Origin of the sequence: Halomonas heilongjiangensis (assembly GCF_002879645.1) — a bacterium.
Taxonomy (GTDB): Bacteria; Pseudomonadota; Gammaproteobacteria; order Pseudomonadales; family Halomonadaceae; genus Halomonas; species Halomonas heilongjiangensis.
In genome coordinates, this window is sequence record NZ_PNRE01000028.1 from 1 (window position 1) to 11,069 (window position 11,069).

The 11,069-nt window shown below is 68.5% G+C and carries 9 protein-coding genes; 5 read left to right on the top strand and 4 right to left on the bottom strand.

What is annotated here, in order from left to right:
- From C1H66_RS06330 to C1H66_RS06340, 3 genes are all read left to right on the top strand, one after another.
- Positions 1 to 1,032 (top strand): uroporphyrinogen-III C-methyltransferase (locus C1H66_RS06330; protein ID WP_240618226.1); only part of this gene is annotated, 1,032 nt, incomplete at its 5' end.
- Positions 1,029 to 2,309, top strand: coding sequence for a heme biosynthesis HemY N-terminal domain-containing protein (locus tag C1H66_RS06335; RefSeq protein WP_240618227.1), 1,281 nt, complete (start codon positions 1,029 to 1,031; stop codon positions 2,307 to 2,309). The genes C1H66_RS06330 and C1H66_RS06335, both read left to right, overlap by 4 nt.
- Before the next feature lie 246 nt (positions 2,310 to 2,555).
- Positions 2,556 to 3,917, top strand: coding sequence for an NCS2 family permease (locus C1H66_RS06340; protein ID WP_102627065.1), 1,362 nt, complete (start codon positions 2,556 to 2,558; stop codon positions 3,915 to 3,917).
- 73 nt (positions 3,918 to 3,990) lie between these two features.
- Here C1H66_RS06340 and ybiO read toward each other — a convergent pair whose 3' ends face one another.
- Positions 3,991 to 6,315 (bottom strand): mechanosensitive channel protein, encoded by a 2,325-nt coding sequence (gene ybiO / locus C1H66_RS06345; protein WP_102627060.1) that lies wholly within the window; start codon positions 6,313 to 6,315, stop codon positions 3,991 to 3,993.
- Positions 6,316 to 6,609: 294 nt separating this feature from the next.
- On the opposite strand from ybiO, the gene C1H66_RS06350 reads away from it, so the two are divergent.
- Positions 6,610 to 7,002, top strand: a complete 393-nt coding sequence (locus tag C1H66_RS06350; RefSeq protein WP_102627061.1) for a CrcB family protein — start codon at positions 6,610 to 6,612, stop codon at positions 7,000 to 7,002.
- Entirely contained in the window at positions 6,999 to 7,397 is a 399-nt protein-coding gene (gene crcB, locus C1H66_RS06355; RefSeq protein ID WP_102627062.1) for a fluoride efflux transporter CrcB, read from the top strand. The genes C1H66_RS06350 and crcB overlap by 4 nt, the downstream gene beginning before the upstream one ends.
- A 28-nt stretch (positions 7,398 to 7,425) precedes the next feature.
- Here the strand turns inward: crcB and pgi are convergent, their stop codons facing one another.
- The 3 genes from pgi to pyk all read right to left on the bottom strand — a co-directional run.
- Positions 7,426 to 9,105: a glucose-6-phosphate isomerase gene (gene pgi / locus C1H66_RS06360; RefSeq protein ID WP_102627063.1), complete on the bottom strand. Its 1,680-nt coding sequence runs from the start codon at positions 9,103 to 9,105 to the stop codon at positions 7,426 to 7,428.
- A 46-nt stretch (positions 9,106 to 9,151) separates the two neighbouring features.
- Entirely contained in the window at positions 9,152 to 9,631 is a 480-nt protein-coding gene (locus tag C1H66_RS06365; RefSeq protein WP_102627064.1) for a methylglyoxal synthase, read from the bottom strand.
- On the bottom strand, positions 9,624 to 11,069 hold a 1,446-nt coding region (gene pyk, locus C1H66_RS06370), incomplete at its 5' end, for a pyruvate kinase (RefSeq protein WP_240618228.1). The genes C1H66_RS06365 and pyk, both read right to left, overlap by 8 nt.

Genomic DNA, 11,069 nt, shown 5'->3' on the forward strand with positions numbered 1-11,069 from the left:
CTGCTCGCCCTGGTGCTGGTGATCGTGCTGGCGGTCGCCGTGCTGGTGTTCGGCTGGCAGGCGTGGCAGAAGCTCGACACCCAGCAGCAACGCCTCGCCGAGCTGGAAGCGCAGTCGGCGAGCCGGGATGCCCTGGCCGAGCTGGAGAGTCGCCTCGACGCGGGCGAGAGCGAGCGTGACGCGGCGCTGGAGAACGCCATCGGCGAGCTGCAGGGCGAATTCGCCAGCTACCGCGGCGAGGTGGACGATACCCTGGACCGGGTACTGGCCGAGCTCGCCAGCGAGCAGGAGACCGACGAGCGCGACTGGCTGCATGCCGAGGCCGCCTACCTGCTGCGTCTGGCCAACCAGCGCCTGCAACTGGAGCGCGACGTCCAGGGCGCCGCGGCGCTGCTGCGTACCGCCGACGACCGCCTGCGCGAGGCCGACAACCCGGCCCTGGTGCCGGTGCGCCGCGAGATCGCCGCCGAACTGGCCGCGCTGGACGCGGTGCCGCGGGTCGATCGCACCGGCCTGTGGCTGGCGCTGAACGCCCAGCAGGAGCTGATCGCCCGTCAGCCGCTGGGCCAGGACATCGAGGAGCAGGTCGCCCGCTCGAGCATCGAGGAGGCCCCCAGCGGCGGCTGGCAGCAGCAGCTGTCGCGCTTCGGCCAGGAGCTCAAGTCGCTGGTCACCGTTCGCCATCACGACGCGGCCCTCGAGGCGCTGATCACCCCGGAACAGGAGTCCTACCTGCGCCAGAGCGTGCGTCTGGTGCTGGAGCAGGCCCAACTGGCGCTGCTCAAGGAGGAGCAGGAGCTCTTCGAGGCCAGCCTCGACAAGGCGCTGACCCTGATCAACGGCTACTACGAGACCGACGCCAGCGGCGTCCGTTCGGTGGTCTCGCGGCTCGAGGCGCTCAAGGGCGAGGCGATCCGCCCGGAGCTCCCCGACATCAGCGGTTCCCAGCAGGCCCTGGCCGGCTTCATCGAGCGTCGCTTCGAGTCGCGTAGCGCCAGCCAGGGCAACGGTGCCCAGGGAGACGACGCATGAGAAAGCTGATCCTGATCGTCGTCCTGGGCCTGGCGCTCGGTGCGCTGTTCGGCCAGCTGATGATGTCGGTGCCGGGCTACTGGCTGGTGCGGGTGGGCGACACCTCGTTCCAGACCTCCTTCTGGTTCGGCCTGATCCTCCTGTTGGCGGCCTTCCTGGTGCTGCACTTCGGCCTGCGGGTGCTGATGCGCCTGAGCCGGCCGATGAGCCGCTTCAAGGTGTGGAACAGCCGTACCCGCAACCGCAATGCCATGAAGCGCACCGTGCGCGGCCTGGTGGCGCTGGCCGAGGGACGCTGGAAGCGTGCCGAGAAGTCGCTGGTCAAGGCCGCCGACGACTCCAGCACGCCGCTGGTCAACTACCTCTCGGCGGCCCTGGCCGCCCATTACCAGGGGCACTATGACCAGGCCGACACGCTGCTCAAGCGGGCTCACCTGAGTACCGAGGGGGCCGACACGGCGGTGGGCATGATGCAGGCCCAGCTGATGCTCGACCGCCAGCAGTACGAGGAGGCACTGGCGATCCTCACCCGGCTCGATCGCCAGTTGCCCAACCATCCGCAAGTGCTCAAGCAGCTCAAGCAGGCCTATCTCAGCGTCAGCGACTGGGACGGCCTGCGCCGCCTGATGCCCCGCCTCGGCGCCCAGCAGCTGATCTCGCGCCAGGAGCGCGAACAGCTCGAGCTGCGTGCCTACCGCGAGCTGATCATCCGTGAGGCGCGCGACGGAGGCGACATCGAGCGAGTGCGCAACCTCTGGGCCGACATGCCCGATCATCTGCGTGGCCATACCGAACTGGTCGTGCTCTACGCCGAGGCGTTGGTGCGAGGCAACCAGGAGCCCATCGCCGAGCGCTTGCTGCGCCACTCCCTCAAGGAGCACTGGGATAGCCGCCTGGTGCTGCGCTACGGCCTGCTCAACGTGGATGCGGCACGCCAACTGGTCTATGCCGAGAAGTGGCTGCAGGAGCGGCCCAACGATCCCGACCTGCTGCTCACCCTGGGGCGGCTGTCGTTGCGCAACGCCTACTGGGCCAAGGCCCAGGAGTACTTCGAGGCGAGCCAGCGCCAACGCCCCAGTGGCGTGGTCTGTGCCGAACTGGCGCGGCTCTACGCCAATCTCGGCGAGCACAACAAGAGTCAGCTCTACTACCGCCAGAGCGTCGAGCTGCTCGACAAGTCACTGCCGTCGCTGCCCCAGCCCAGCGAGGTGGGCGAGCCGGGCGCGGATGGCGGCAAGTCTCGGGGCAAGGAGAAGGCGGGCGGCGGCAAGGCCTGACCGGGGGGCGCCGCGCCCCCCTGCCAGTGATCCCTCTCTTGCGGGCGCCTTTCGGCGCCCTTTTTGCTGTCCGGCCACCTGGTATCCAGGTGTTACATCTTTTTGTATACCAATGTCGTACTCTGGGTGTTGTCCAATTGGTCAGGAATTGCCTACCCTGTGGTCGTGTCCCGAGGAAACATCGCCGCATGATGCTGCCCTCGGGGCTTTCGACAACAGGCTTCGACAACAACAATGGGCTCCACCATGGAACAGACTTCAACCGTCCCATCAGACCGTTACGCTGAAAGTAGCGAGGAACACTGGATCGGGCGCTACTTCGGTGTGCACCGTCGTGGCTCCACCTTGCGTACCGAGGTGCTCGCGGGTGTCGCCACTTTCCTGGCATCGATGTATATCATCGTCGTCAATCCCGCGATCCTCAGCGATGCCGGCATTCCCTTCTCGGCGGCCCTCTCCGCCACCGTGCTGATCAGCTTCCTGAGCAGCCTGGCCATGGGGCTCTACGCCCGCAACCCCATCCTGGTGGCGCCGGGGATGGGCATGAACGCGCTGTTCACCTACACCCTGGTGCAGGGGGCCGGGCTCTCCTGGGAGGTGGCCCTGGGCTGCGTGTTCTGGTCCGGGGTACTGTTCGCCACCCTGGCCATGTTCAACGTGCGCAAGGCGATCATCGAGGCGATCCCGGCGTCGCTGCGCTATGCCATCACCTGCGGCATCGGGCTGTTCATCACCTTCATCGGCTTCAAGAACGCCGGCTTCATCGTCGGCAGCGACGCGACCCTGGTGTCCCTGGGCAGCTTCGATGCCAGCCTGCTGATCTTCTTCATCGGGATGATGGCCACGGCGATCATGGTGGTGCTGCGCTTCAACGGCGCGCTGATCCTGGGCATCGCCCTGACCACCCTGCTGGCCGCGCCCATGGGGCGGCTGTGGGGCGAGGAGGTGATGGTGCAGTGGAGCGGCCTGGCCGCCTGGCCCGACTTCAGCGCGGTGATGCAGGTGGACATCTGGGGGGCGCTGAAGGTGGCCTACCTGCCGTTCATCTTCGTGATGCTGTTCACCAACTTCTTCGATGCGCTCTCCTGCTTCATGGCGCTCTCCGAGTCGGCCGACCTCAAGGACAAGGACGGCAACCCGCGCAATCTCAAGCGCTCCATGACGGTGGACGCCTTCGCCTCGATGATCGCCGCGCCGCTCGGCACCAGCGCCGCCCAGACCTTCATCGAGTCCGGCGCCGGGGTCGCCCAGGGCGGGCGTACCGGCCTGGTGGCGGTCACCATCGCGCTGCTCTTCCTGCCCTTCCTGTTCCTCTCGCCGCTGCTGTCGCTGGTGCCCGGCATCGCCACGGCGCCGGCGCTGGTGCTGGTGGGGTTGTTCATGCTGGCGCCGGTGGCGAAGATCGACTGGACCCGGGCCGACGAGGCCTTCCCGGCGTTCCTGGCGATCATCCTGATGCCGCTGACCTACTCGATCACCCTGGGGATCGCCTTCGGCTTCCTCGGCTTCGTGATGATCAAGCTCGGCACCGGTCGGTGGCAGGAGATCAGGCCGGCCATGTGGGTCTCGGCGGCACTCAGCGTGGTGATGCTGGTCACCACCCACTGATCACCCGCCTGACCAACACGACAAAGGGGCTGCCAATGGCAGCCCCTTTGCGTGGGTGGAGGAAGAGCCGCGCTCAGTCCTCGTCGAAGTCGCCCTTGAACTCGGGGTTGGGCTTCGAGCGCGGGTCGTCCTCGCCGGAACGGCTGCTTTCGCCGGAACTCGGCTGGCCGCCCGGGCGCCCGTCGATGTCGAAGCCCTGCTGCATGAGGCGCAGGTTCGCCGGCGGCGCCTCGCCTTCCTTGCCGACCCCGAAGTAGAGGGTGGTGTGGGGGAAGGGGATCTCGATGCCCTTGGCGTCGAAGTGCAGCTTGACCAGGCGGTTGTAGGCACGGCCGGTGGCCCACTGGGTGCCGGGCGTGGTCTTGATGCGCACGCGGATGTTCACCGAGCTGTCGGCAAGCGCCGTGACGCCGGCCACCTCCAGGGGAGCGAGGATGTTCATCTTGTGGTCGTCGCTGGCGGCCAGTTCGTCGAAGGCCTCGCGCAGGGCGACGACCGCCTCGTCGATGCTCTCGCGGTAGGCGATGCCGTACTCGCCGACGTGGTAGCCGAACTCGCGCATGTAGTTGGAGACGGTGTCGACGCTGGAGAAGGGCACGATGTGGTAGGTGCCGTTGAGGTCGCGGATGCCCACCGAGCGGATGCTGAGCCGCTCGGCGGTGCCGGTGATGCCGCCCACGGTGACCACGTCGCCGGTGTTCATGGCGTTCTCCACCTGAATGAAGATCCCGGTGATGATGTCCTGCACCAGCTTCTGGGCGCCGAAGCCGATGGCCAGGCCGAGGACACCGGCACCGGCGATCAGCGGCCCGATGTTGATGCCGATTTCGGCCAGCACGATCATCGCCGTCATGGTGATGATGGTGATCGCCAGGGCGTTGCGGAACAGGGTCAGCAGGGTCTTGGCCCGCGGGTCGGGCTCGCCGGCGCCGGTCTCGGGGTTGAGCTTGTGCTCGATCAGGCTGGCCAGGCCCAGCCAGGCGGCGATGGCGATCGCCAGGATCACCGCCACGCTGACCAGCTTGCCGACCAGGCCACGGCCGGCCTCGGAGGCGTACCAGCCCATCAGGTCGAAGGCGCCCCAGGCGCTGAGCACCACCATGATCACCACGATCAGGATGATCGTGCGGATCACCCGCAGGGCATTGGGCACGTAGCGGTTGAGGCGCGGCTCGAGCAGCGGCAGCTTGCGGCGCAGGTCCTCGGAGAGGGTGATGCGACGGCCGATGGTCTGAGTCAGCAGGCTCGAGAGCAGCAGGCCCACCACCACCGCGGCGATGGTCTTGAGGGTGGCGAAGAGCACGAAGGGCAGGGCATCCACCGGGCGGGTCAGGGTCACCACCAGCACCATCAGGAAGTAGGCCAGGGCGAACAGGTGCCAGGTGCGGGCGAACAGCTGCAGCGAGACCCGGCTGGCGGCCATGGTCGCCTGGTTGGCCTTGACATCGATGGCATCACGCAGGCGCAGGCGGTTCTTGAGCACCACCGCCACGGCATAGACGAAGGCACCGAACATGATCAGGGTGGCGATGCTCTGACCCAGGGCGGGGGCGAGATAGACGTTGATCAGCGGTACCACCACCATCAGGCCGTAGCCCACCAGGCCGATCAGCCGGGCGATCCAGCGGTTCCAGTAGGAGGCCTCGGCGGCGGTGATCGGCAGCAGCCGCAGCCCCTCGTAACGGGACGAGAACAGCATGCGCACCGCGGCCTTGAGCAACTCGATGACCAGGAAGGCGTTGAGGAACAGCGAGGCGCGGGTCGAGAGTTCGCCGGTCTCGCCGATGGCGAAGGTGGCGATCAGGTTGCCGCCCACGTAGGCCAGCGCCACGACCAGGACATCCACCAGGGCGGCCAGGGCCACGCAGAGCACCAGGCGCAGTACCGGCGTCAGGCCGGCACCGGTGAGCGACCACTGGCTGATGCCGGTGAACAGCGGCTTGGCCAGGCGCCGGAAGCCGACGAACAACGCGAAGGTGGCCAGGATCACCAGGCCCAGGTTGATGGCCGCGCTGCTGAAGGCCGCCGTGTCGAAACTGCCGTCCTCGCCACCGAGACGGCCGGTGAACAGTGCGCCGACCACGCCGACCAGGTTCTCCAACTGGCCACCGATGTCGCTGACGGTGCGGCTGGTGGCCTCGGCCAGCTGGCGCGGCAGGGATGGCTCGGCTTCGGGCGTGGTGGAGGGTGGCGTTGCCGTCTCGGGGGATGGCTCGGCGGCCAGGTCGCGCAACTGGTCGATCAGTTGCTGGCGGGCCTGCTCGTCCTCGAGCAGTTCGGCCAGGGTGGCGTAGGCGGTCGGGTCGCCGCCGTCTTCGGCCTGCTGGGCCTGGGCGGGGGCGGTGAACGCCACCAGGGCGATCAGCAGCCAGCCGAGGGTCAAGGATAAGGCTCGCATGGGATTCACGCTGTGACCTCCGTTTCTGGGCGTGGTAGCGATGGTGGCATCAGTGGGGTGCGACCATGGGCCGGATGATACGGACTTTGGGCGATGATCACGACCCGGGGCCAGGGCAAGGCCCTGTCATGGCGCAGCCATGTACGATATTTGTACATTAACAGAAAATTGTGTCATTGTTGTAGCGTGGTCGTTCACCCGCACGCCCCCTGCAAGGTAAGCATGCGATACACTTGGACCACCCACTCGTGGGTGGTCTTTTTTATGGCGGGTGCCGAGGGCAGGGAGGCGCGCATGAGTATCGGCCTGACGGGCCTGCTGCTGGTGGCGGGTGGCGGCGCCCTGGGCGGCATGGGGCGCCTGGCCCTTGCCAACCTGGTGGCCCGCCGTCTGGGCGCCGCCTTCCCCTGGGGGACCCTGGCGGTCAATCTCAGTGGGGCGCTGCTGATGGGGCTGCTGGCGGGCGTGCTGGGGCCGTCGGCACCCGGTGGTCCCGGGCCGCTCTGGCAGCTGCTGGCGATCGGACTACTCGGGGGCTATACCACGGTGTCGTCGCTCAGCCTGCAGACCCTGACGCTGTGGCAGCAGAGGCGCATCCACGCCGCCCTGGCCAATCTGCTGGCGACGCTCGTGGTGGGCCTGCTGGCGCTCGTGCTCGGCTGGTGGCTGGCCGGGGGGCCGGCATGATCGCCTGGCGCGCCTATGCGGCGGTGGGGCTCGGCAGTGCGCTCGGGACCGCGCTGCGCTACCTGGTCTCGCTGGCGATGCCGGGCCTCGCCGGGCCTGCCTTTCCCTGGGCGACCCTGGCGGTGAATGCGCTCGGTTCCTGGCTGATCGCCGCCTTCGCCGCCTACGCCGCGCGGCGCACCAGCGGGCGCATGGCCCGCTGGCAACCCTTCCTGGTGGCCGGCTTCTGTGGCGGCTTCACCACCTTCTCGCTGTTCGGGCTCGAGACGCTCCAGCTGCTCGAGCAGGGCCGGGCGGGCCTGGCGCTCGCCTATGTGCTGCTCAGCGTGGTGCTCTGGCTGGCCGGGGCCTGGTCGGGCCATCGCGTCGGGCACCGCGCCGCGGCGCGGGCCTGACGCCACTCCCCATCGGACAGGTGAGGGCTCAGCCCTTGCGGCCCCGCTTGCCGGCCCTGCCCCCGCCGGCGCTGGCGGTCGCTGCCGGCTCGGCCGCGGCGCCGCCATGCCCGAGCCCCTCTTCGCGGAAGTGCCCCCGCACCAGGGCCAGCAGCCCCTGGGTCGAGGCATCGAAGTCCTGGCTGTGCTCGTCGATGCGTTCGCTGATCTCGCCGGCGATGCGCTTGCCGAGCTGCACCCCCCATTGGTCGAAGGAGTTGATGTTCCAGATCACCCCCTGGACGAATACCTTGTGCTCGTAGAGCGCGATCAGCGCGCCGAGGTTCTTCGGCGTCAGCTCGTCGAGCAGCAGCACGCTGGAGGGGCGGTTGCCGGGGCAGCTGTAGGGGTCGAGCCGGCTGCCGCTCTGGCTGCCCTCCATGAAGGCGTTGGCCTGGGCCAGCATGTTGGTGAGCAGCGCGAAGTGATGGTCTTCCACCCCCGGCTCGGGCTTCAGCGAGGCGATGAAGTCGATGGGCACATAGCGGGTGCCCTGGTGCAGCAGCTGGAAGAAGGCGTGCTGGCCGTTGGAGCCGGTCTGCCCCCAGACGATGGGGCCGGTCTTGTAGTCCACCGGGTGGCCGAAGATGTCCACCGACTTGCCGTTGGACTCCATGTCGAGCTGCTGGAGGAAGGAGGGCAGCTGATGAAGCGCCTGGTCGTAGGGCACGATGGCCTGGGTCTCGGCACCGACGAAGTTGATGTACCAGATGCCGATCAGCGCCATCAGCACCGGCATGTTCTCGCGGAAGGGCGCGGTCAGGAAGTGCTGGTCCATCTCGTAGGCGCCCTCGAGCATCTCCATGAAGCCGTCGAAGCCGATGGAGAGCGCGATGGGCAGGCCGATCGACGACCACATCGAGTAGCGCCCGCCGACCCAGGCCCAGAACTCGAAGACGTTCTCCTCGCGGATGCCGAACTCCATGGCCGCCTGGCGGTTGGTGGAGGCGGCGATGAAGTGGGCGCCGACGTCGGCGTCCTCGCCGGCATTGTCGAGGAACCAGCGGCGTGCGGTCTTGGCGTTGAGCAGCGTCTCCTGGGTGGAGAAGGTCTTGGTGGAGACGATGAACAGGGTGGTGGCCGGGTCGAGGCGCTTGAGCACCTTCTGGATATGGGCGCCGTCGACGTTGGAGACGAAGTGGAAGTTGAGCTCCGGGTGGCGGTACTTGAGCAGCGCCCGGCTGGCCATGTTGGGGCCCAGGTCGGAGCCGCCGATGCCGATGTTGACCACGTCCTTGATGCGCTCGCCGCTGTAGCCCTTCCACTCGCCGCTGCGCACGGCCTCGGAAAACGCCCGGATCTGCTCGCGGGTGCGCTGGATCTCCGGCATCACGTCCTGGCCGTCGACCATCAGCGGTCCCTCGCCCTGGTTGCGCAGGGCGGTATGCAGCACCGGGCGGTCCTCGGTGACGTTGATGATGTCGCCGGAGAACATCTGGGCGCGGCGCTGCACCAGCGCCGAGTGGTCGGCCAGCTCGAGCAGCTTGTCGAGCACGGCGCCCGAGATGGCGTGCTTGGAGTAGTCGAGGAACAAGCCGCCGACGCGCAGGCTCATCTTCTCGAAGCGCTGCGGGTCGGCGGTGAAGTAGTCGCGGATACGGTCGTCGGCGGTCTGCTCGTGCAGGCGCTTCAGGGCCTGCCAGGTGACGCTGCGGGTGAGCTGGAACATGGTGGCCTCACATCTCGTGGCGTTATGCGTTGTCGTAATAAGGGTGTCATTCGCCGGTGCGGCTGGCGATCCAGGCCCCGGCGTCGGGGATGGCCATCTCGTAGGCCCGGGTGAGCCAGGGCGAGCTGATCAGGAAGTCGGCGCTGGCGGCGTTGCACGCCACCGGGATGTTCCACAGGGCGGCCAGGCGCAGCAGCGCCTTGACGTCGGGGTCGTGGGGCTGGGGGGCGAAGGGGTCCCAGAAGAACACCAGCAGGTCGAGCTTCTGCTCGGTGATCAGGGCGCCGATCTGCTGGTCGCCCCCCAGCGGGCCGCTCATCAGCCCGGTCACCGGCAGCGCCAGGGTGTCGGCGACGCGCCGGGCGGTGGTGCCGGTGCCGATCAGTTCGTGATCGGCCAGGGTCTCGCGCCAGCGCGTGGCCCACTCCAGCAGTTCCTGCTTCTTGCCGTCGTGGGCGATCAGCGCGATGCGCTTGCGCTCCGGCAGGGTGCGGCGCACGCTGCGCCGCGGGCGTGGCTCAGTCATGGTCTCCCACCTCGAGGATCTTCAGGGTGTTGGTCCCGCCATGGGCGTTCATGTGATCGCCCCGGGTCAGGATGACATGATCGCCGGGCTCGGCAATGCCTTTCTCCACCAGCAGCGCCAGCGCCCGGTCGTTGACCTCGGTGGCGCTCATCTCGCTGGTGTCGAAGGGCAGCGAGACCACCCCGCGATAGAGCGCCATGCGCCGCTGGGCGATGGGGCTGTGGCCGAGGCCGACGATCGGCAGCCCCGAGCGGATCCGCGAGGCGATCAGCGGCGTGTAGCCGGAGGCGGTCATGCAGGCGATGGCGGCCACCCCGGCGAGGTGGTTGGCGGCGTACATCGCCGACAGGGCGATGGTCTCGTCGATCTGGGTGAAGCCCTCGTGGATGCGGTGCCCCGACTCCTGGGCGATGCGCTCGCGCTCGGCGCCCAGGCAGACCCGGTCCATGGCCTCGATGGTCTCCACCGGGAAGTCGCCGGCGGCGGTCTCGGCCGAGAGCATCACCGCGTCGGTGCCGTCGAGCACGGCGTTGGCCACGTCGAACACCTCGGCGCGGGTCGGCAACGGCGACTCGATCATCGATTCCATCATCTGGGTGGCGGTGATCACCGCGCGGTTGAGCGCCCGGGCGCGCTTGATGATGCGCTTCTGGATGCCGATCAGCTGGGCATCGCCGATCTCCACGCCGAGGTCGCCGCGGGCCACCATCACCGCCTCGCTGGCCTCGATGATGCCGTCGAGCGTCGCCTCGTCGGCGACGGCCTCGGCGCGCTCGAGCTTGGCGACCAGGCCGATCTCCTTGCCCGCCTCGCCCAGTAACGCCCGGGCCTCGCGCATGTCGGCGGCGCTGCGCGGGAAGGACACCGCCAGGTAGTCGACGCCGATGTCGATGGCGGTCTCGAGGTCGGCGCGATCCTTGTCGGTGAGCGCCGGGGCCGAGAGGCCGCCGCCCTGCTTGTTGATGCCCTTGTTGTTGGAGAGCCGGCCGCCGACCACCACCGAGGTGTGGATCAGGTGGTCGGCGACGCGGTTGACGTCGAGCACCAGGCGGCCGTCGTCGAGCAGCAGGCGGTCGCCGGGAACGACGTCATCGGCCAGGGTCTTGTAGTCGCAGCCGACCCGGGTGGCGTCGCCGGCGTTGGCGTCGAGGGCCATGTCGAGGACGAAGGGCTGGCCCTCCTCGAGGTCGACGGCGCCGTCGCGGAAGCGGGCGATGCGGATCTTGGGCCCCTGCAGGTCGCCGAGGGCGGCGACGCTGCGGCCCAGGCGCGCGGCGATCTCGCGCACCGCGGTGAGGCGGCGGCGATGGTCGTCGGCACTGCCGTGGGAGAAATTGAGGCGCACCACGTCGACGCCGGCGGCGATCATCGCCTCCAGCACGCCGTCGCGGTCGCTGGCCGGGCCCAGGGTGGCGACGATCTTGGTGCGGCGGATGGG

What these genes read in the sequence shown, in the direction of transcription:
- crcB (WP_102627062.1), top strand. Translation starts at nt 6,999, where the DNA reads ATGATCGCCTGGCGCGCCTATGCGGCGGTGGGGCTCGGCAGTGCGCTC.
- C1H66_RS06365 (WP_102627064.1), bottom strand. Translation starts at nt 9,631, where the DNA reads ATGACTGAGCCACGCCCGCGGCGCAGCGTGCGCCGCACCCTGCCGGAG.
- pgi (WP_102627063.1), bottom strand. Translation starts at nt 9,105, where the DNA reads ATGTTCCAGCTCACCCGCAGCGTCACCTGGCAGGCCCTGAAGCGCCTG.
- ybiO (WP_102627060.1), bottom strand. Translation starts at nt 6,315, where the DNA reads ATGCGAGCCTTATCCTTGACCCTCGGCTGGCTGCTGATCGCCCTGGTG.
- C1H66_RS06335 (WP_240618227.1), top strand. Translation starts at nt 1,029, where the DNA reads ATGAGAAAGCTGATCCTGATCGTCGTCCTGGGCCTGGCGCTCGGTGCG.
- C1H66_RS06350 (WP_102627061.1), top strand. Translation starts at nt 6,610, where the DNA reads ATGAGTATCGGCCTGACGGGCCTGCTGCTGGTGGCGGGTGGCGGCGCC.
- C1H66_RS06340 (WP_102627065.1), top strand. Translation starts at nt 2,556, where the DNA reads ATGGAACAGACTTCAACCGTCCCATCAGACCGTTACGCTGAAAGTAGC.